The following is a 21,409-nucleotide window of genomic DNA, read 5'->3' as shown; positions in this document are numbered from 1 at the left end:
TATAAATTATTATGCGTGTTGCGTTGTATATTTTTTCACTTTTGGATAGTTATGCACATTTAGTCGGCATGTTATCCTGATTTTCCCGCTATGATAAGTTCGGTTTCTCTACGAGAAAAAATAAAACCGTCTTAAATAACGTTTTCCGACGCTAACTGACAAGTAAATTCGCTCCAATCTTAACTATTAAAAGTATAATCAAAAAATTCATAAACCTAAATTATGCAATGAATATCCCAAGAAATAAGATGTTTTTATCATGTAATCCTCTGCAAACCGTACAATGGGAATAATCAAAACCGGAAATGACGAAGATTTTTATCACTTGTGAGAACCCTCCCTTAAATTAGAGGATTACAGAGGATCAGGAATATCACTTTGTCAAATTGTAAATAGGCATGTACTGTATATTTCTATCATAGAACATTCAGAACCGTACAAAAATAAATCTTTCAACTAAATTGCCAAAGAACCACAAATAGCATAGAAAAAGGACTGCCGAAAAGTAAAGTCCCCGCCCCTACCAGATAGAGGTCAATAAACAATTCAACTCATATTCTTTTATACCTTTTTCAATAATATGATCGGTATCATACCAAAGTATTCTGATCGGAGCGAAGGGGTATGTAAAAATCCCGTTTGGAATCTTATATAAAAGAGCACGCTAAGTCTGTTTCGTTTTTCATGTCATTTTATTGTTTCTATTTGTAAAAGAGCTGTACTACAACAGTACATTTGCAGAAATCTCCAGCACGTATTTACATTAATTTATACAAAAAAACATCATTTCTGCTTTTTCCAATTAAAAAAGAACGTCTTTCCTTTTCTTTTCGTATTTTTGCATATCAATTCAGTCAGAACATGAAAAATGAACCCACATATAACTTGCTAAACGCCCTGAATACTCCCGAAGATTTGCGACGGCTCACGCCTGAACAACTGCCTGAAGTATGTGACGAACTAAGGCAAGACATTATTAAAGAAGTTTCCTGCAACCCGGGCCATTTTGCCGCCAGTCTGGGGGTGGTGGAGCTCACGGTGGCTCTGCATTATGTATTCAATACACCTTATGACCGCATCGTCTGGGATGTGGGACATCAGGCTTACGGACACAAAATTCTCACCGGACGCCGCGACACCTTCTCCACCAACCGGAAACTGGGAGGCATCCGTCCCTTCCCATCGCCCGAAGAGAGCGAATATGATACGTTTACTTGTGGGCATGCCTCAAATTCCATTTCGGCTGCGTTGGGTATGGCAGTGGCAGCCATGAAAAAAGGAGAACTGGGCCGCCACGTAGTAGCTGTTATCGGCGATGGTTCAATGAGTGGCGGACTGGCTTTTGAAGGGCTCAACAATGCATCGGCTACCCCAAACAACCTGCTTATCATACTGAATGATAACGACATGGCTATTGACCGTAGCGTAGGTGGAATGAAACAATACCTGTTCAACCTGACCACCTCCAACCGCTACAATCAATTACGGTTCAAAATCTCACGCCTGCTTTTCAAAATAGGACTGCTGAACGAAGATCGCCGGAAAGCACTCATCCGCCTGGGGAACAGCCTGAAATCACTTGTTGCCCAGCAACAGAATATTTTTGAAGGAATGAACATCCGCTATTTCGGGCCAGTGGACGGACATGATGTAAAAAATATCGCCCGTATCCTACGGGATATCAAAGATATGCAAGGGCCTAAAGTGCTCCACCTGCACACCCTGAAAGGGAAAGGATTCGAACCGGCAGAAAAGCACCCGGGTATTTGGCATGCACCCGGCAAGTTTGATCCTAAAACAGGAAAACGTCTGGTTGCCGACACAAACGGATTACCACCACTCTTCCAGGATGTCTTCGGACATACCCTGATTGAGTTGGCGCAGCAAAACCCGCGCATTGTAGGAGTCACTCCTGCCATGCCTACAGGATGTTCCCTGAACTATATGATGGAACAGATGCCGGATCGTGCATTCGATGTCGGTATAGCCGAAGGACATGCCGTGACTTTCTCCGGAGGAATGGCAAAGGACGGTATGCTGCCTTTCTGCAATATTTACTCCTCTTTTATGCAACGGGCTTATGACAATGTAATTCATGATGTAGCTATTCAGAAACTGCCGGTGGTGTTGTGTCTCGACCGCGCCGGTCTGGTGGGCGAAGACGGCCCAACGCATCACGGCATGTTCGACTTAGCGTATATGCGTCCGATACCCAACCTCACCGTAGCATCGCCCATGAACGAACACGAATTGCGCAAGCTGATGTATACCGCCCAACTGCCGGATAAAGGACCATTCGTGATACGATATCCACGCGGACGAGGAGTATTGGTAGACTGGAAATGTCCGTTGGAGGAAATTCCTGTAGGACGTGGAAGAAAACTGAAAGAAGGAAACGACTTGGCTGTCATCACCATTGGTCCCATAGGTAATACAGCCGCCAAAGCCATAGCGCGGGTGGAGAAAGAACAGCCCGGAAGAAGTATTGCCCATTATGACCTGCGTTTTCTTAAACCACTGGATGAAGAGCTACTTCATGAAATAGGGAAACAATTCAGACACATCGTGACCATAGAAGACGGAATCAGAGCCGGAGGTATGGGCAGTGCGGTGTTGGAGTTTATGGCAGATCACGAATACACTCCCGAAATACGACGCATAGGTATACAAGATCATTTCGTAGAACATGGAACAGTTGCACAGTTGTATGCACTCTGCGGATTGGATGAAGAAGGAATAGTGAAGGAGTTAGAGAAGGGAGAAGTAGAAAAAATGAAAAAGTGGAAGAAAGATGACAAAGAAAGAAGCTATCAAGCTGTTTGAAGAGAAAAAAGTACGTGCCATGATGGAGTATAAAGTAAGTGCTGGAAATAAATTAAAACGCAGATTAACGCAAATTTTCGCAGACGGTAAGGCTACGTTATATTTGAGGAAAGATATTCTTTACGTTAATCTATGCTAATCTGCGTTTCAAGACTTGTTTAATACTTAAAACAAAAAAAGAACAGCAATAAGCAGAAATGAAAATAATCATAGCCGGTGCCGGTAATGTAGGCACACACCTCGCCAAATTATTATCCCGCGAGAAGCAGGATATCATATTGATGGACGACGACGAAGAGAAACTCAGCGCGTTGAGTAATAACTTTGACCTCATGACTGTCACCGCCTCCCCTTCTTCCATCTCCGGACTGAAAGAGGTAGGAGTAAAGGAAGCCGATCTGTTTGTAGCAGTCACCCCGGACGAGAGCCGGAACATGACAGCCTGTATGCTGGCTCATAATCTGGGAGCACAGAAAACAGTAGCCCGCATTGATAACTACGAATACTTGTTGCCCAAAAACAAAGAGTTTTTCAAGAAATTAGGCGTAGACTCATTGATTTACCCCGAAATGCTGGCAGCCAAAGAAATAGTATCATCTATGAGAATGAGCTGGGTACGCCAGTGGTGGGAGTTCTGTGGCGGAGCGCTTATCTTGATCGGTGCCAAAATGCGTGAAAAAGCCGAAATTCTGAATATACCGCTTCACCAGTTAGGTGGCCCCACTATTCCTTATCACGTGGTAGCCATCAAGCGAGGTACGGATACAATCATCCCCCGGGGAGATGATGTTATTAAACTGAATGACATCGTCTATTTCACTACCACCCGTAAATACATTCCCTACATACGTAAGATAGCGGGTAAGGAAGATTACGCCGATGTGCGTAATGTAATGATTATGGGTGGAAGCCGTATTGCCGTACGTACAGCCCAATATGTGCCGGATTACATGCAAGTGAAAATCGTAGATAATGATATCAGTCGTTGCAACCGACTCACAGAATTACTGGACGACCGTACCATGATTATCAACGGAGACGGACGCGACATGGATCTACTTATCGAAGAAGGATTAAAAAACACAGAGGCTTTCGTAGCGTTGACCGGAAATTCGGAAACGAATATTCTAGCTTGCCTGGCAGCCAAACGTATGGGTGTTGACAAAACAGTAGCAGAGGTAGAGAATATCGACTATATCGGTATGGCAGAGAGCTTGGATATCGGTACAGTCATCAATAAAAAGATGATTGCCGCCAGCCATATCTATCAAATGATGCTGGACGCAGATGTCAGTAATGTAAAATGCCTTACATTTGCCAACGCAGATGTAGCTGAATTTACAGTTAAAGCTGGTTCTAAAGTAACCAAACATCTCATCAAGGATTTAGGATTGCCCAAAGGAACCACCATTGGAGGTATGATCCGTAACGGAGAAGGTATATTAGTGACCGGTGACACACAAGTAAATGCAGGAGATCACGTAGTGGTGTTCTGCTTGAGTATGATGATAAAGAAAATCGAGAAATACTTTAATTAATGGAAAATTGAAAGTTGAAAATTGAAAATGGCTATGTAGCGTAGGAGTAATGATCAATAAGAAAAGAGGACCTAAAAAATTAAGAAAGCACAAAGCAAACACACTGCACAGCCATCTTCAACTTTCAACTTTCAATTTTCAACTTTCAATTAAACAACGTGATTAATTCAAAAATGATATATCGCATCATAGGGTCTCTGTTATTAATAGAGACAGCTATGTTGTTGTGTTGCGGAGGAGTGTCATTGCTCTATCGGGGAGACGACCTGCCAAGCTTCCTGCAATCGGCGGGTATTACGGCATGTGTAGGATTTCTGTTACTTCTTATCGGACGGGGAGCAGAAAAACGCTTGGGACGTCGTGACGGATATGTCATCGTCAGTGTAGCCTGGGTAGCTTTCTCACTTTTCGGCATGTTGCCATTTTATCTGAGTAGCTATATACCCTCTGTCACAAATGCTTTCTTTGAAACAATGTCCGGTTTCAGCAGCACAGGAGCAACCATACTGGATGACATCGAGCGACTGCCACACGGACTTCTTTTCTGGCGCAGCATGACGCAGTGGATCGGAGGATTGGGAATCGTATTTTTTACAATCGCCGTACTTCCCATTTTCGGAGTAGGTGGTATTCAGGTATTTGCTGCCGAAGCCAGTGGCCCCACACACGATAAGGTGCATCCGCGTATTGGTATCACAGCCAAATGGATCTGGAGTATTTATGCCGGACTGACAGGGGCACTTATCATTTTACTGATGCTGGGAGGTATGGATGTGTTCGATAGTATTTGCCATGCATTTGCTACTACGGGAACAGGCGGTTTCTCTACCAAACAGGCCAGCATTGAATTTTATCATTCTCCTTATATAGAATATGTAATCTCTATATTCATGTTTGTATCGGGTATAAATTTCACCTTATTATTATTGTTTGTCAACGGTAAATTCAGGAAGTTTATTCATGATGCCGAGTTAAAATGGTATCTCTGGTCAGTCATAGGCTTTACCGCTTTCATCGCAATAGTACTTTACTATAATAGTTCAATGGGAGTTGAAGAGGCTTTTCGTAAGTCGCTTTTTCAGGTAGCCTCCCTGCACACTTCTACCGGCTTTGCAACAGCAGACTATATGACATGGCCTTCTGTGCTGTGGGGTACACTAACCGTTATTATGATTATAGGAGCTTGCGCAGGAAGTACTACAGGAGGAATGAAATGCATCCGTTTATTGATATTGGCTAAGATATCCAGAAATGAATTCAAACATATTACACATCCCAATGCAGTGCTTCCGGTGCGTGTAAACAAACAGGTGATATCACCTTCCATACGCTCTACGGTACTGGCATTTTCTTTCTTGTATGCAGTGCTGATTATTGTCGGCACTCTGGCAATGATGGGCATGGGAGTAGGTTTATTAGAGTCATTGGGATGTACTATATCGAGTCTGGGAAACATGGGGCCGGGACTCGGTCTGTGTGGCCCTGCTTATTCATGGAATGAACTGCCCGACATGGGAAAATGGTTAATGTCATTCTTTATGTTACTTGGACGACTCGAACTGTTCACTGTATTATTATTGTTTAGTTCGGATTTTTGGAAAAAGAATTAACCCCAGTTCATATTAGTGAACCAACGTCGCGCTATGTTCTCATGGTACACGAATAAAACGGATAACAACAGAGCTTTTTATTATTGGTTATCAAAGAGAAAGAAGATCTTATCTGTTATCAGCCGTTTATCCATCTTATCCGTGTGCCATAGAAATTTGTCGTGAGTTAAAAAAGCCTTTTTTGTCATGCAGAGATTGCAAAAAGAATGAATTTAAATCCTATATTTGCAGCCGTTTAAAGAAGAAACATGAAACAAAGCTTAAAATATGGTATATTTTTAATATTTGCTTTGTTACTCCATTCAGCTATGATGGATGTAACAAAGGAGATTGTTATACCTGATATTCACAGCTACGAAGAATGTTCCGTTTCACAGGCGCGCCCCGTGCGAAATGCTATTGAAAAAATTTATCATTTCTATTCTGTACTTTCCTGCGAAATGGGTTATAGTGACCTTTCACACGTGCCCACCGATAAAAATTTTATCAGGTTGACCGCACGCCAGTGTGAATACAAAGGCCTTATCCCTCCCGATTGTATCTATTCATCGCATCAATATACGCACAATCCTGCAGACCCGATAGTGTTCTACATATACGGGCAGAGGAAAATCTTAATTTAGTTTTACCTCCGGATTACACAGGTATGCAATGTCATTGTGCAATATATTCTATTTCACTTATCTGTGTCAGTCTGCGTAATTTACGGTGAATTTCACCTTCCGTTTAGTTTCAGAAAAACGTTTCTCAATCTAAATATATACTTGGATTATGAATTTTACATTGTTAGTTGTTGTTTTGCTAACGGCAATTGCATTTGTCGGCGTGGTTATAGCTCTGTCAAGAGCCATATCTCCACGATCATATAATGCACAAAAGTTCGAAGCTTATGAATGTGGTATTCCTACGCGTGGGAAATCATGGATGCAATTCCGTGTAGGTTACTACCTGTTTGCGATCCTGTTTCTGATGTTCGACGTAGAAACAGTATTTCTCTTTCCATGGGCTGTAGTAGTACGCGACATGGGCGTACAAGCGCTTGTAAGCGTTGTCTTCTTTATAGTAATATTAGTGCTGGGACTTGCTTATGCCTGGCGGAAAGGAGCTTTGGAATGGAAATAACCAAAAAACCAAAAATAAAATCTATCCCGTATGAGGAATTTATCGACAACGAATCGTTGGAGAAGCTGGTTCAGGAACTCAACGCAGGCGGCGCAAACGTCTTCGTGGGAGTGTTGGACGACCTCATCAACTGGGGACGCAGCAACTCGCTGTGGCCGCTTACTTTCGCAACCAGTTGTTGCGGTATCGAATTCATGGCACTGGGTGCCGCGCGTTATGACATGGCCCGTTTCGGGTTTGAAGTAGCCCGTGCCAGTCCGCGTCAGGCAGATATGATCATGGTATGTGGTACCATCACAAACAAAATGGCACCGGTACTGAAACGCCTGTACGATCAGATGGCAGATCCGAAATATGTGATTGCCGTAGGTGGATGTGCCGTTAGCGGCGGACCGTTTAAGAAGTCTTATCATGTGCTGAACGGAGTTGACAAAATCTTACCAGTAGATGTGTATATTCCCGGATGTCCGCCCCGCCCTGAAGCTTTTTATTATGGTATGATGCAGTTGCAACGCAAGGTGAAGATTGAAAAATTCTTCGGCGGAACAAATAGAAAGGAAAAGAGAAACAGTGAGTAGTGGTTAATGATTAATGCGAATCAGCAGTTGATAATCATCTACCTTTTTCGCTTGTTAAAATGTTATTATTCAGTTAATTATCTCATTAATTAGTTTTCTAATCTCCTTGAAAATCAGTATATTAGAAGAATAAAACCACTCATTGTTCTAATTATGATTCCCAAGGAGAAAGAATTAAAACTTATAAAAATATATATGTATATCTGCGATGTTTACGAGTCTTCACTCAAGTTCTACTGCCAGAGGTTCAGTAATAACAATCATCCAATCTTTACCGATCAGGAACTGCTTACTGTATATCTGTTCTGCGGAGCTTATCAGCAATACTTTAAAATCAAAGACATACATACCTTTACCAAAGAATACCTGCTTTCATGGTTCCCTGACTTGCCTTCTTACCAAACATTCAATTATAGATTGAATTTGATGCCGGAAGCAATCAGCGAACTCGTCAGGCAGTTAATCCATTCATTCAAACCTCAAGATTGTGACAGTATGAAATCATTAGTTGACTCGATGCCTATCATTACTTGCGCAGGAAAGAACAAAGTAGGAAAGGTCGCCACTGAGATTACTTCCAAAGGATATTGTTCGACAAAGAACATGTATTATTTCGGACTAAAACTCCATGCAGTGGCTTTCCGTAGAAAAGGAACTATACCTTTTCCTGAAATGCTCATACTTTCCGCTGCTGATGAAAATGACTCCACTGTATTCAAAAGAGAATGTGTGGGAAATCTGAACAATAGAGAAATATATGCCGATAAAATATATTCGGATATGCCATTCTATAAAGAGACGAAAGAATCCAAAAAACTCGAGCTATTTACTCCTGTAAAAGCTATCAAAGGAGAATCACCTGAAATAACAAAAAGGGAGAAAGCGGCAAGAGACTTGTTTTCAACGGCAGTCTCAAAAGTCAGACAACCCATTGAATCATTATTCAACTGGTTGAATGAAAAAACAAATATTCAAAGAGCGATGAAAGTCAGATCTACATCTGGACTTCTGATACATACGATGGGAAAAATTGCCATCGCATTAATTACTCTAATTTTTAACTAAGGAATCAAATACTGATTCGTATGATTAGTGATTAGTACCATGCGGCGTATATTCATTCACTAATCACTACTCACTTATCATTAATCACTTATCACTAATCACTAATATAGTATGCAAGAAATTAAATATATTAAACCCGCAGCGTTGCGTAAAGAAATGACACGCTTGCGAAACGAACGGAAAATGGATTTCCTCGAAAGCCTCACCGGTATGGACTGGGGAGAGCCTAATGAAGGTGATGCACCGGACGCAATCCGTGGATTGGGAGTGGTCTACCACCTGGAATCGACAACAACCGGAGAACGCATCACTATAAAGACTTCTACCCTCAACCGGGAAAATCCGGAAATACCTTCTGTATGCGATCTTTGGAAAGCAGCAGAGATGAATGAACGTGAGGTGTACGATTTCTTTGGTATTGTCTTTTCAGGTCATCCTGACATGAGACGTCTTTTCCTGCGTAATGACTGGATAGGCTATCCGTTACGTAAGGATAATGATCCGGAAAAGGACAATCCGCTCTGCATGACAAACGAGGACACCATTGATACTACAACAGAAATAGAACTAAACCCGGACGGAACGATTAAAAACAAAGAAACCATTCTCTTTGGAGACGAAGAGTATGTAGTAAACATCGGTCCGCAGCACCCGGCAACACATGGTGTACTCCGTTTTCGCGTATCACTGGAAGGTGAAATTATCCACAAGATAGATGCCAACTGTGGTTACATCCACCGTGGTATCGAAAAAATGAACGAAAGCCTCACCTATCCGCAGACTCTGGCGCTAACGGATCGTCTCGACTATTTAGGAGCACATCAGAACCGACATGCCCTGTGTATGTGTATTGAGAAGGCAATGGGAATCGAAGTAAGTGATCGTGTGAAATACATTCGCACCATCATGGATGAATTGCAACGCATCGACTCCCACTTGTTGTTTTACGCCTGCCTATGTATGGACCTGGGAGCACTGACTGCTTTCTTCTACGGTTTTCGCGACAGAGAAAAGATACTGGATATTTTTGAGGAAACTTGTGGCGGCCGACTAATTATGAACTACAACACCATTGGTGGCGTACAGGCAGACCTGCATCCGAATTTCGTAAAACGGGTAAAAGAATTCATTCCTTATATGAGAGGGATCATTCACGAATACCATGACGTCTTTACAGGCAATATAATCGCTCAAAGCCGCTTGAAAGGTGTAGGCGTACTGAGTCGTGAAGATGCAATTTCATTTGGGGCTACCGGTGGTACGGGACGTGCCAGCGGATGGGCTTGTGATGTTCGTAAACGTATCCCTTACGGAGTATATGACAAAGTAGATTTCAAAGAAATTGTCTATACGGAAGGCGATTCTTTTGCCCGCTACATGGTACGTATGGATGAGATCATGGAAAGTCTTAACATCATAGAGCAATTGATTGACAACATCCCCGAAGGTCCTTTTCAGGAGAAGATGAAACCAATCATCCGTGTCCCCGAAGGTTCATACTACGCTGCCGTAGAGGGGAGCCGCGGTGAATTCGGTGTTTATCTTGAAAGCCGGGGAGACAAAACTCCTTACCGTCTGCACTATCGCTCAACAGGATTGCCATTGGTAAGTGTAGTCGATACCATCTGCCGTGGAGCAAAGATAGCCGACCTGATTGCTATCGGAGGAACATTGGATTATGTGGTACCGGATATTGACAGATAAAGGGATTTACGATTGGACGATTTACGATTTACGATTTTGGCTGCGCGAAGCGGAAAGAGTAAAAAGAGTAAACCGTAAATAAGAAAATCGTAATACAGAGTGTTTTAAATCGTAAATCGTCAACGTTCCTATGTGTTAAAGATTAGATAATGGTCATGACCGTAGGAAATAAATCGTAAATATAGATATGTTTGACTTTAGTATTGTAACAAACTGGATACACCAAATGCTGACTTCTGTCATGTCGGAAGGGTGGGCTGTATTCATCGAATGTGTGGCAATAGGGGTATGCATCATACTGATGTATGCAGTATTGGCCATTGTACTTATATATATGGAACGTAAGGTGTGCGGATTCTTCCAATGCCGTCTTGGTCCGATGCGTGTGGGCCCCTGGGGTTCTATACAGGTAATATGCGACGTGCTGAAAATGCTCACCAAAGAAATTTTCAATCCGAAAGGAGCAGACCAGTTTCTCTATAACCTGGCTCCGTTCATGGTGATTATCGCCTCTTTCCTCACCTTTGCATGTTTACCTATCAATAAAGGTATGGAGGTACTCAACTTTAATGTGGGTGTATTCTTCCTGTTGGCAGCCTCAAGTGTAGGCGTGGTAGGTATCCTGCTTGCCGGATGGGGTTCCAACAATAAATTCTCTCTTATCGGAGCAATGCGTAGTGGTGCACAAATCATCAGTTACGAACTCTCCGTAGGATTGAGCATCCTGACAATGGTAGTGCTGATGGGTACAATGCAATTTTCTGAAATAGTAGAAAGCCAGGCCAATGGCTGGTTCATTTTCAAAGGACACATTCCGGCAGTAATTGCATTTATCATCTATCTGATTGCCGGTAATGCCGAGTGTAACCGTGGTCCATTTGACCTTCCCGAAGCGGAAAGTGAATTGACTGCTGGTTATCATACAGAATATTCGGGTATGCATTTCGGATTCTTCTACCTGGCAGAATACCTGAATCTCTTTATCGTATCGGCTGTAGCTGCTACTATCTTCCTCGGAGGATGGATGCCGTTGCACATCTCCGGACTGGACGGATTTAATGCAGTAATGGATTATATACCGGGATTTATCTGGTTTTTCGCAAAGGCATTCTTTGTAGTATTCCTACTGATGTGGGTGAAATGGACTTTCCCGCGTCTGCGTATCGACCAGATTCTGGCATTGGAATGGAAATACCTGGTACCTATCTCATTATTGAACCTGTTACTAATGGTATTAATCGTAGTCTTTGGCCTCCACTTCTAGTGCTTCCCGCACGGGGAGGTGCGCCAAGCGATAAGAGCAATAAGTAAAATAAGAACTATAGAAGAATGAAAAAAGAAGAATATACATATTTAGGAGGTCTGTTTAATGGTATCGGCACGCTGCTGACCGGTATGAAGACCACTATGAAGGTGTACTTCCGCAAGAAGATTACAGAGCAATATCCGGAAAACCGGAAGGAGCTGAAGATGTTCGACCGTTTTCGTGGCACACTGAATATGCCACATAACGAAAACAATGAGCATCATTGTATAGCCTGCGGATTGTGTCAGAATGCCTGCCCTAACGATACGATAAGCATCACTACCGAAACAATCGAAACAGCAGAGGGCAAAAAGAAAAAAATACTTGCCAAATACGAATACGACCTCGGTGCATGCATGTTTTGCCAGCTTTGTGTAAACGCTTGTCCACATGATGCTATTACGTTCGACCAGAACTTTGAACATGCCGTATTTGATCGTTCAAAGCTCGTCCTACAGCTAAATCACGAAGGCAGTAAAGTAATAAGTAAATAACGATTAACGTTTAGTAATTAGTGATTAGCAAGTTGCGGTATCTTCTCACTTCCTTATTAATCACTTATCACTGAACACTAAACACTAAATTCATGGAATTTACACTTGAAACAGTAGTATTCTACTTTCTGGCCGTGTTCATCTCAGTGATGTGTATCATGACGGTGACAACACAACGCATCGTGCGTTCGGCCACTTACCTGCTCTTCGTACTATTTGGTACGGCAGGTATCTATTTTCTGCTGGGATACACATTCCTGGCTTCGGTGCAGATAATGGTTTATGCCGGCGGTATTGTGGTACTCTATGTATTCTCCATCCTGCTAACCAGTGGAGAAGGCGACCGTGCCGAAAAGCTGAAACGAAGTAAACTCATAGCCGGACTGGGGACAACAGTAGTAGGAGCAATCATTGTGTTGTTTATTACACTCAGCCACCGCTTTGTATCTGTAAGCAACCCTGAACCGGTAGAAATAACAATCAAAACAATTGGACATGCATTGTTATCAGGAGACAAGTATGGATATATTCTGCCGTTCGAAGCAGTCAGTATCCTATTATTGGCCTGCATCGTGGGTGGATTGTTAATTGCACGTAAAAGATAAAAAGATTGACGATTGGACGATTGACGATTAGACAATTGAAGTAAGCCCTTCATAACCTCGTAAATCAGAGGTAGTTTCAATCGTAAATAGTAAATCGTAAATCAAAGTAATCTCAATCGTAAATAGTAAATCGTAAAATCGTAAATAGATATGATGATACACATGGAATATTATCTGGTGGTTTCAACCATCATGATGTTTGCAGGAATTTACGGATTCTTTACACGCCGCAACACGTTGGCTATACTGATATCCGTAGAACTAATGCTGAATGCAACAGATATCAACTTCGCTGTATTCAACCGTTTCCTTTTTCCGGATGGTCTGGAAGGATATTTCTTCGCACTGTTCTCTATTGCTATATCAGCCGCAGAAACAGCAGTCGCTATCGCGATCATGATCAATATCTACCGTAATATCCGAAGTATCCAGGTGAAGAAACTGGATGATATGAAATGGTAAGAGGGAGAACTTTTAATTTTTAATCTTCAATTTTTAATTTAATCAAATGGAATATACAATATTAATACTTCTCCTGCCTTTCCTCTCTTTCCTGTTATTAGGAATCGGAGGTAAATGGATGACACATCGCACAGCGGGTATCATTGGCACTACTGTGCTGGGAGTGGTAGCTGTGCTGTCATACGTCACTGCGGTGCAATACTTCTCGGCTCCACGCCTGGAAGATGGTACGTTTGCTACATGGATACCTTATAACGTTGAATGGCTTCCTTTCACAGAAACACTGACATTCAACCTGGGAATTTTGCTCGATCCTATTTCAGTAATGATGCTCATCGTCATCTCTACTGTATCACTGATGGTACACATCTACTCCTTCGGCTACATGAAAGGAGAAAAAGGATTCCAGCGTTATTATGCCTTTCTGAGCCTGTTTACCATGTCAATGCTGGGTCTGGTAGTAGCTACCAACATTTTCCAGATGTATCTGTTTTGGGAACTGGTAGGTGTTTCATCTTATCTGCTTATTGGTTTCTATTATACCAAACCGTCAGCTATTGCAGCAAGTAAGAAAGCATTTATCGTTACCCGTTTTGCCGATTTAGGCTTCCTGATCGGTATCCTTATCTACGGATATTACGGAGGTACATTCGGTTTCACTCCCGACACGGTTTCACTGATCAGCGGAGGAGCTTCCATGCTGCCTTTGGCATTAGGACTGATGTTTGTGGGTGGTGCCGGTAAGAGTGCCATGTTCCCGTTACATATCTGGTTGCCGGATGCGATGGAAGGTCCGACACCTGTATCCGCCCTGATTCACGCGGCAACCATGGTAGTAGCCGGAGTATATCTGGTGGCACGTATGTTCCCGTTATTCATTGCCTATGCACCGGATGTATTGCACTGGATAGCTTACGTAGGTGCATTCACTGCATTCTATGCAGCGAGCGTAGCTTGTGTGCAGAGCGATATCAAACGCGTACTTGCTTTTTCTACTATCTCACAGATAGGATTTATGATTGTTGCCCTCGGAGTTTGTACTTCTGCCGATCCGCATCACGGAGGATTAGGTTACATGGCTTCTATGTTCCACCTGTTCACACATGCTATGTTTAAAGCATTATTGTTCCTCGGTGCAGGTAGCATTATCCATGCGGTACATTCCAACGAAATGTCGGCTATGGGCGGATTGCGTAAATATATGCCTGTGACGCATATCACATTCCTGATTGCATGTCTGGCCATTGCTGGTATCCCTCCTTTCTCCGGTTTCTTCTCTAAAGATGAGATTCTGGCAGCCTGCTTCGCTTTCAGCCCGGTTATGGGTTGGATTATGACTGTGATTGCGGCAATGACAGCGTTTTACATGTTCCGTCTTTACTACGGTATTTTCTGGGGCGGCGAGGCGCCGAACCGGGTTTCGTCAAGCGATGATAGCCACCACACTCCACATGGAACCGGAGGAGTTCACCCTCATGAGAGTCCGTTGGCTATGACTATCCCTTTGATATTCCTGGCACTTGTCACCTGTGGAGCTGGATTCATTCCTTTCGGACATTTTATCTCGTCCAACGGGGAATCCTATACCATCCATTTGGATTGGACGGTGGCAGGAACAAGTATTGTTGTTGCCCTTTTGTCTATCGCACTTGCCACATTTATGTACAAAGGCAAGAGCCAGCCGCTTGCCGACAGTTTACAACACCGCTTTTCCGGTCTGTGGACAGCTGCTTATCATCGCTTCTACATTGATGATGTGTATCAGTTCGTCACTCACCGGATTATTTTCCGTTGCATCAGCAAACCCATTGCCTGGTTTGACCGTCATGTGATAGATGGTACATTCAATTTCATCGCCTGGGCTGCCAATGCAGCAAGTGATTCGATCCGTGGCTTACAAAGTGGTCAGGTACAACAGTATGCTTACGTATTCCTTTGTGGAGCACTTGCACTTATCCTGCTGCTTATTCTCTAACGTGATTCTCTAAATAGTAAATCGTAAATCGTCAAATTGTAAATATAAAGATGAATTTCTTATCAATTTTCGTACTAATTCCCCTTCTGATGCTGTTTGCTCTCTGGCTCAGCCGTAGCATCGCGCAGATACGCACGGTAATGGTAGTCGGCTCTTCGGCACTATTGATTTCGGCCATTGCGTTAACAGTAGGGTATTTGCAGGCACGCGCCGGTGGAGATACCTCCGAGATGCTTTTCCGGGCCGACACAGTCTGGTATGCGCCCCTTCACATAGCTTATTCCGTGGGTGTCGATGGTATCTCTGTAGCTATGTTGCTACTTTCGGCTGTCATCGTATTTACCGGTACATTCGCCTCCTGGCGTTTGCAGCCACTTACCAAAGAATACTTTCTGTGGTTCACCTTGTTGTCTATGGGTGTATTCGGGTTCTTTATCTCAATAGACCTGTTCACAATGTTCATGTTCTATGAAATAGCACTTATTCCGATGTACCTGCTTATTGGTGTATGGGGATCGGGCCGCAAAGAATATGCAGCCATGAAGCTGACACTGATGCTGATGGGCGGTTCTGCCTTTCTGCTGATAGGCATATTAGGTATCTTCTTCGGATCAGGTGGAACAACAATGAATATCCTTGAGATAGCACAGTTACACAATATCCCCTTCTCCCAACAATGCATCTGGTTCCCGCTTACATTCCTTGGATTTGGTGTATTAGGCGCCCTTTTCCCGTTCCATACATGGAGTCCCGACGGTCATGCTTCCGCACCGACAGCTGTATCTATGCTCCACGCCGGAGTATTGATGAAGTTAGGAGGATACGGTTGTTTCCGTATTGCCATGTATCTGATGCCGGAAGCAGCCAACGAACTAAGCTGGATATTCCTGATTCTGACGGGTATCTCCGTTGTGTATGGTGCCTTCTCGGCTTGTGTTCAAACAGACCTGAAATACATCAATGCCTACTCTTCCGTAAGCCACTGCGGTTTGGTACTTTTCGCTATCCTGATGATGAATCAGACAGCCTGCACAGGTGCTGTACTCCAGATGCTTTCACACGGATTAATGACAGCCCTGTTCTTTGCTCTTATCGGTATGATTTACGGACGTACCCACACCCGTGACGTCCGCGAGTTGAGCGGATTAATGAAAGTGATGCCATTTCTTTCGGTATGTTATGTTATTGCCGGTCTTGCCAATTTAGGACTTCCGGGGTTAAGCGGTTTCGTTGCTGAGATGACTATCTTTGTCGGTTCTTTCCAGAATACCGGTGTATTCTACCGCACAATGACCATCATCGCTTGTACAAGTATTGTTATCACGGCCGTATATATCCTGCGTCTCGTAGGTAAAATACTCTACGGAACCTGTACCAACAAACATCACCTGGCGTTGACAGATGCTACCTGGGATGAACGCTTCGCCGTGATCTGCCTCATCATTAGTGTAGCAGGTCTGGGGTTGGCTCCGTTCTGGATAAGTGATATGATCAGTGGTAGTGTTCTGCCTGTAGTATCCAACTTAATCCCGTGATCTCTCTTTAATTTTTAATTATTAATTTAGATTTGATAGAAATGGATTATTCACAATTTCTATATATGAAAGAGGAGTTATCACTGATAGCAGTTATCCTCATTATATTTCTGGCCGACTTGTTTATGGACCCGGAAAAGCGAAATACTCCCGGACATGCACGTTTTGCAACCCTGCTTCCTATCGCATTGCTGATCATTCATACGGTTATCAACCTGGTACCTGCAGCCGGTAATGCGGAAGCTTTTGGCGGAATGTATCAATATACGCCGATGCAAACCATTATCAAAGCAGTGCTCAACATCGGCACGATTATCGTATTCTTTATGGCTGCCGAATGGCTGAAGCTGGAAGATACAGCAATCAAACGCGGTGAATTTTATATCATGACACTCTCCACTTTATTAGGTATGTATCTCATGATATCTGCCGGACACTTCCTGATGTTCTTCATCGGCCTGGAAACAGCCAGTATTCCGATGGCAGCACTGGTTGCTTTCGACAAATACCGTCACCACTCTGCCGAGGCTGGTGCCAAATACATTTTGACAGCCTTATTTTCCAGCGCTTTATTGCTGTTTGGCTTATCGATGATTTATGGCACTTGCGGTACTCTTTACTTCAACGACCTGCCTGCACACATTGATGGTAATATGTTGCAGGTAATGGCATTTGTATTTTTCTTCTCCGGTATGGGATTCAAACTCTCTCTGGTTCCTTTCCATCTTTGGACAGCAGACGTATACGAAGGTGCACCGAGTGTGGTAACAGCCTACCTAAGTGTCATCTCAAAAGGTTCGGCAGCTTTCGTACTTCTCACAGTATTGATTAAAGTATTTGCCCCGATGATAGCAGACTGGCAGGAGGTTCTTTACTGGATCACAATTGTTTCTATTACAATAGCTAACCTGTTTGCGATCCGCCAGCAGAACCTGAAACGCCTGATGGCATTTTCCAGTATCTCTCAGGCAGGATATATTATGCTGGGTGTGATTGGCGGTACAGCTTCCGGAATGTCTTCACTGGTATACTACGTATTGGTTTACGCTGTAGCCAATTTAGGCGTATTCGCAGTGATTACTATTGTAGCACTCCGCAGCCAAAGATTCACGCTCGAAGACTATGCAGGACTTTATAAAACAAACCCGAAACTGGCATTCATTATGACCTTGTCTCTATTCTCACTGGCAGGTATTCCACCGTTTGCGGGATTCTTCTCTAAGTTCTTCATCTTCATGTCGGCATTTCAGGCAGGTTTCCATCTGTTGGTGTTCATAGCGCTGATCAATACTGTTATTTCACTATATTACTACCTGTTGATAGTGAAAGCCATGTACATTACACCTTCAGACAATCCGGCACCGGCATTCCGAAGTGACAACTGTACAAGAATAGGTTTGGCACTTTGTGTATTGGGTATTTTAGGCTTAGGTATTGCAAGTGTAGTTTACCAGACAATAGATAAGTTCGCATTCGGACTGTAAAGACCGGATGATCATCTTTCAAAGCAGAATATCAGAAGCGTGAGAAAGTTATCAACATGTAACTTCTAAACGCAGATTACACAGATTATCGCAAAACTTAAATTTAATTTGCGATAATCTGTGTAATCTGCGTTTTTTAATGCAACTGTTATTCCGTGTAAGTGCAACCATCACTTCGGGATAAGTGCCGATAGCTTCAAGCTGTCCTTACACTATCGGCAATATAAACCAGAAACAGGAGCCTTTACCCGGTTCAGATTCCACTCCGATCTCACCATGCAACTGATCTATAATACTCCGGCAAATAGAAAGCCCCAAACCGGTACCATGAATAAATGAATTCAGCTTCACGAAACGATCAAAAATCTGTACCCGGTATTCTTCTTTAATCCCAATACCAGTATCGGACACATAAAAACGAATTCTACTATCTTCCAGTTGTTCATATCCTACTTTTATAGTTCCTTCCGAAGTAAACTTAGCTGCATTATTCACAAAGTTAGAGATAACCTGGTGCAGACGGTTACGATCACTCATAATATAACATTCCGGCAAATGTTTATCAAATACCAGCCTTACTGTTTCTGTGGTCTTTCCCTGCATGCTACGTACAATGTCCTCACATAACAAATTTACATTCACCTCCGTGATAGTAAATTCAAAAGTACCAGCTTCTATTTTCGACAAATCAAGGATATCCGAAATCAACTGTAACAATAGCTCATTATTCTCTTCAACAATACCGATGTACTGTTTGCGTTCTTCCACATCTTCGGTCTCGACCAGTAATCCGGAAAAACCCACAATCGCATTCAGCGGAGTACGTATTTCATGACTCATATTAGCCAGGAAAGCACTTTTCAGATGGTCGGCTTCTTCTGCCTTTTCTTTGGCATCAATCAACTTGACTTCGATCTCCTTCATTTCCGTGATATCATAATTGATACCTATTATCTCTATCAGTCCTTCTTCAGGAGCATAATGAGACATCATAATATTCATCCGCACCCAATTCCATTCGGAGAAATCCGGAACTTTGGAATCCTGCATTTCCTCTGCTGTCTTGTGTACACGGACTTCACTACGAAAACTTTTACTACGTCCTTCTATTACCTCCTGATAGAAATTAAGAATCTGTTCACGATCGTCGGGATGTATTTTACTATACACACCTACAATATCTGCCAACGGAGCATCCTCTTCCTCACCCATGTTCTTAAACCACTGCTTTATAGCATATCCTTGCTTATCAAGAAGATTGAGCTTCGCATAGCCTACTTTAGCATAATCAGAAATCAAAAGGAAGAAATTTTCAAAATCCTGTATCTTTTTGATAGCATCCAATTGCTCGGTGTTATCCATATTCAAAAATATATACCCGAGAAACTTACCATCCTTGCCAAAGAACTTACTCACCTTGGTATAGAGAGCTATATATCCTTTTCTTTCAGATTCATAATATTCTCGTATACTGGTAAACGTATAATTCATACGAAAATCCAGCTTTTCTTCATTGCGCATCCGTTCTCTGATTTCCTCCGATATATTCGGGTTATCAAATACGTTAACACCCAATACATCTGCTTTGTCACGAACCCCGAATATTTCCATGTCTTTATTATTAATATCGATCATGAAACCATTCTGATCATAGATTTCTATACCAACAGGAATATTAGCAAAGACTATACTCAAGAGCTTTTCACTACGGTCCAGTGCCTTGTGTGCCTGTTCAGTCTCTGTTATATCAACAAAGAGTGCCACTATCTCATCTTTTTCAGGAGAATAAACAATACAACGGCTATTTTTACCGGATACAGGAAAAGATACTTCTAATTCTTTATAACCACTCCCATCTATAATATCAGCAATATAATTCAGCTTCTGCTGATAGTTAACATGCAGTTCACTGGCATATTTCCCAATATAATCAGTACTTGGAATCCCCATCAGATCAGTACACATCTGATTCGTATCAGTGACCAGATAATCTATCGGCTTACCCTCAGCATCACGTACAATACTTATATGAATATATCCGATAGGCATATAGTGAAACAAATTGTGCATGAAAGCTTGCTCGTGTTTAGCCTCATCACGGGCATAACGCAGTTCGGTACAAATACTGATAATATTGGCTAATGAAGAGAGCCACTGACAGTCGTCATTGCTCCACATATGAGTACGTTTCACTAAATCCACTCCCAGATACCCACGTACTTTTTCCCCAGATTTGAGAGGGACAACCAACAGCGATTTAATATTCTGCTTACTAAGAATATCATATTCAGCCGGAGCTTTTTCCTTCAGGTCTTCAACAGAATTAAGGATAATTGGCTGCCCGGAAAGAATTCTCTCCGTCCACCATGGAAGTTCCTGAGCCGGGATATTCTGTAAAATATCAATTTCCGGCTTCACTCCATCTGCCAAGACCTCAAAAATACAACTATGATGTTTACACTCCTCGTCATACTCAAAGATATAAACGCGCCCTCCCTGAAAAAACTGAAGTATATCATTCAATATACTATTGATACCGGGTGTAGCATCCGACTCCTGAACAAAATAATAGAGCGATTGTGAAATTGAGTTTTGCCGTGCAAGTTGTTCATTAGTACGTATGGCAAGCCTCGCTGCCATATCTTTTTCTGCTCCTTCCACCTGACGAATATAGCCAAAGGCTATTAATTCACCCGCTTCATTTCTTTTCTTAGAACCCAGATGTGAATGAATCCATATTTCCTTTCCATCAATAAGCAGAGGATAAGTCTGATCATATACATCAATGTATGACAAAGAGATGAATTCACGCTTGGTACGTCCATTATAATCCTGCCGGATCAAACGAGAAAACGAATCAAAACTGATCTCATCGTTTTCCAGTTTAAGTAAATCGCAAATATACTCAGAACAACGAAAAGTTCTGGTAGCAAAATTGGCCTCCCACCAGCCTATTTGTGCTAAAAAAGTAAGCTCACGCAAACGTTCGTAATCGTTGCATTGAAAGTTAGTAGAAACGGCCATACAATACAATTATCTATATTCGGCAAAAGTAATTAATTAATTATATATTATGGCACTAAAAGAGTTTTTTTACATGCAGCATTT

17 protein-coding genes are annotated in these 21,409 nt (G+C 42.5%); 16 read left to right on the top strand and 1 reads right to left on the bottom strand.

All coding sequences use genetic code 11. The features are described from left to right. Positions 1-861 precede the first annotated feature (861 nt). The 16 genes from dxs (at position 862) to K8P02_RS00755 (ending at position 18,301) form a co-directional block, all read left to right on the top strand. Entirely contained in the window at positions 862-2,823 is a 1,962-nt protein-coding gene (dxs, locus tag K8P02_RS00830) for a 1-deoxy-D-xylulose-5-phosphate synthase (RefSeq protein WP_025867821.1), read from the top strand. Continuing rightward, on the top strand, positions 2,792-2,962 hold the full coding sequence (locus tag K8P02_RS00825) for a hypothetical protein (protein ID WP_195349376.1): 171 nt from the start codon (positions 2,792-2,794) through the stop codon (positions 2,960-2,962). The genes dxs and K8P02_RS00825 overlap by 32 nt, the downstream gene beginning before the upstream one ends. Positions 2,963-3,020: 58 nt before the next feature. After that, positions 3,021-4,361, top strand: coding sequence for a Trk system potassium transporter TrkA (trkA, locus tag K8P02_RS00820; RefSeq protein WP_007484117.1), 1,341 nt, complete (start codon positions 3,021-3,023; stop codon positions 4,359-4,361). A 158-nt stretch (positions 4,362-4,519) separates the two neighbouring features. After that, complete coding sequence (locus tag K8P02_RS00815; protein WP_025867822.1) at positions 4,520-5,971, top strand: TrkH family potassium uptake protein; 1,452 nt, start codon at positions 4,520-4,522, stop codon at positions 5,969-5,971. Between the two features lie 248 nt (positions 5,972-6,219). Continuing rightward, complete coding sequence (locus tag K8P02_RS00810; RefSeq protein WP_002559334.1) at positions 6,220-6,594, top strand: hypothetical protein; 375 nt, start codon at positions 6,220-6,222, stop codon at positions 6,592-6,594. A gap of 148 nt (positions 6,595-6,742) precedes the next feature. Beyond that, a complete protein-coding gene (locus K8P02_RS00805; protein WP_002559333.1) occupies positions 6,743-7,093 on the top strand; it encodes an NADH-quinone oxidoreductase subunit A in 351 nt (116 codons plus the stop codon). Further along, entirely contained in the window at positions 7,084-7,671 is a 588-nt protein-coding gene (locus K8P02_RS00800; RefSeq protein WP_002559332.1) for an NADH-quinone oxidoreductase subunit B, read from the top strand. Before K8P02_RS00805 ends, K8P02_RS00800 begins: the two co-directional genes overlap by 10 nt. Before the next feature lie 195 nt (positions 7,672-7,866). After that, entirely contained in the window at positions 7,867-8,736 is an 870-nt protein-coding gene (locus tag K8P02_RS00795) for a transposase (protein ID WP_007484362.1), read from the top strand. A 111-nt stretch (positions 8,737-8,847) separates the two neighbouring features. Further along, on the top strand, positions 8,848-10,440 hold the full coding sequence (locus tag K8P02_RS00790; protein ID WP_025867868.1) for an NADH-quinone oxidoreductase subunit D: 1,593 nt from the start codon (positions 8,848-8,850) through the stop codon (positions 10,438-10,440). A gap of 187 nt (positions 10,441-10,627) precedes the next feature. After that, entirely contained in the window at positions 10,628-11,704 is a 1,077-nt protein-coding gene (gene nuoH, locus K8P02_RS00785; protein ID WP_002559330.1) for an NADH-quinone oxidoreductase subunit NuoH, read from the top strand. Between the two features lie 65 nt (positions 11,705-11,769). Then, the gene (locus tag K8P02_RS00780; RefSeq protein ID WP_002559329.1) at positions 11,770-12,240 is read left to right on the top strand and encodes a 4Fe-4S binding protein; all 471 of its coding nucleotides are present in this window, start codon (positions 11,770-11,772) and stop codon (positions 12,238-12,240) included. A gap of 92 nt (positions 12,241-12,332) precedes the next feature. After that, positions 12,333-12,845: an NADH-quinone oxidoreductase subunit J family protein gene (locus K8P02_RS00775; protein ID WP_002559328.1), complete on the top strand. Its 513-nt coding sequence runs from the start codon at positions 12,333-12,335 to the stop codon at positions 12,843-12,845. Between the two features lie 153 nt (positions 12,846-12,998). Then, positions 12,999-13,307, top strand: coding sequence for an NADH-quinone oxidoreductase subunit NuoK (gene nuoK / locus K8P02_RS00770; protein ID WP_025818955.1), 309 nt, complete (start codon positions 12,999-13,001; stop codon positions 13,305-13,307). A 46-nt stretch (positions 13,308-13,353) separates the two neighbouring features. After that, positions 13,354-15,282: an NADH-quinone oxidoreductase subunit L gene (gene nuoL, locus K8P02_RS00765; protein ID WP_025867867.1), complete on the top strand. Its 1,929-nt coding sequence runs from the start codon at positions 13,354-13,356 to the stop codon at positions 15,280-15,282. Positions 15,283-15,332: 50 nt separating this feature from the next. Continuing rightward, a complete protein-coding gene (locus K8P02_RS00760; RefSeq protein ID WP_044094882.1) occupies positions 15,333-16,817 on the top strand; it encodes a complex I subunit 4 family protein in 1,485 nt (494 codons plus the stop codon). A gap of 41 nt (positions 16,818-16,858) precedes the next feature. After that, positions 16,859-18,301, top strand: a complete 1,443-nt coding sequence (locus K8P02_RS00755) for an NADH-quinone oxidoreductase subunit N (RefSeq protein ID WP_002559324.1) — start codon at positions 16,859-16,861, stop codon at positions 18,299-18,301. 207 nt (positions 18,302-18,508) lie between these two features. Here K8P02_RS00755 and K8P02_RS00750 read toward each other — a convergent pair whose 3' ends face one another. Continuing rightward, positions 18,509-21,325, bottom strand: coding sequence for a sensor histidine kinase (locus K8P02_RS00750; RefSeq protein ID WP_223381887.1), 2,817 nt, complete (start codon positions 21,323-21,325; stop codon positions 18,509-18,511). Positions 21,326-21,409: the final 84 nt, after the last annotated feature.

It is taken from the genome of Bacteroides nordii, from assembly GCF_019930665.1.
In the GTDB taxonomy this organism is placed as follows: Bacteria; Bacteroidota; Bacteroidia; order Bacteroidales; family Bacteroidaceae; genus Bacteroides; species Bacteroides nordii.
Note: the sequence above shows the minus strand (reverse complement) of the source record. Positions and strands in the feature narration are given on the sequence as shown.

What these genes read in the sequence shown, in the direction of transcription:
- nuoK (WP_025818955.1), top strand. Translation starts at nt 12,999, where the DNA reads ATGATACACATGGAATATTATCTGGTGGTTTCAACCATCATGATGTTT.
- nuoH (WP_002559330.1), top strand. Translation starts at nt 10,628, where the DNA reads ATGTTTGACTTTAGTATTGTAACAAACTGGATACACCAAATGCTGACT.
- K8P02_RS00825 (WP_195349376.1), top strand. Translation starts at nt 2,792, where the DNA reads ATGACAAAGAAAGAAGCTATCAAGCTGTTTGAAGAGAAAAAAGTACGT.
- nuoL (WP_025867867.1), top strand. Translation starts at nt 13,354, where the DNA reads ATGGAATATACAATATTAATACTTCTCCTGCCTTTCCTCTCTTTCCTG.
- K8P02_RS00805 (WP_002559333.1), top strand. Translation starts at nt 6,743, where the DNA reads ATGAATTTTACATTGTTAGTTGTTGTTTTGCTAACGGCAATTGCATTT.
- K8P02_RS00760 (WP_044094882.1), top strand. Translation starts at nt 15,333, where the DNA reads ATGAATTTCTTATCAATTTTCGTACTAATTCCCCTTCTGATGCTGTTT.
- dxs (WP_025867821.1), top strand. Translation starts at nt 862, where the DNA reads ATGAAAAATGAACCCACATATAACTTGCTAAACGCCCTGAATACTCCC.
- trkA (WP_007484117.1), top strand. Translation starts at nt 3,021, where the DNA reads ATGAAAATAATCATAGCCGGTGCCGGTAATGTAGGCACACACCTCGCC.
- K8P02_RS00755 (WP_002559324.1), top strand. Translation starts at nt 16,859, where the DNA reads ATGGATTATTCACAATTTCTATATATGAAAGAGGAGTTATCACTGATA.
- K8P02_RS00790 (WP_025867868.1), top strand. Translation starts at nt 8,848, where the DNA reads ATGCAAGAAATTAAATATATTAAACCCGCAGCGTTGCGTAAAGAAATG.
- K8P02_RS00780 (WP_002559329.1), top strand. Translation starts at nt 11,770, where the DNA reads ATGAAAAAAGAAGAATATACATATTTAGGAGGTCTGTTTAATGGTATC.
- K8P02_RS00810 (WP_002559334.1), top strand. Translation starts at nt 6,220, where the DNA reads ATGAAACAAAGCTTAAAATATGGTATATTTTTAATATTTGCTTTGTTA.
- K8P02_RS00750 (WP_223381887.1), bottom strand. Translation starts at nt 21,325, where the DNA reads ATGGCCGTTTCTACTAACTTTCAATGCAACGATTACGAACGTTTGCGT.
- K8P02_RS00775 (WP_002559328.1), top strand. Translation starts at nt 12,333, where the DNA reads ATGGAATTTACACTTGAAACAGTAGTATTCTACTTTCTGGCCGTGTTC.
- K8P02_RS00800 (WP_002559332.1), top strand. Translation starts at nt 7,084, where the DNA reads ATGGAAATAACCAAAAAACCAAAAATAAAATCTATCCCGTATGAGGAA.
- K8P02_RS00795 (WP_007484362.1), top strand. Translation starts at nt 7,867, where the DNA reads ATGTATATCTGCGATGTTTACGAGTCTTCACTCAAGTTCTACTGCCAG.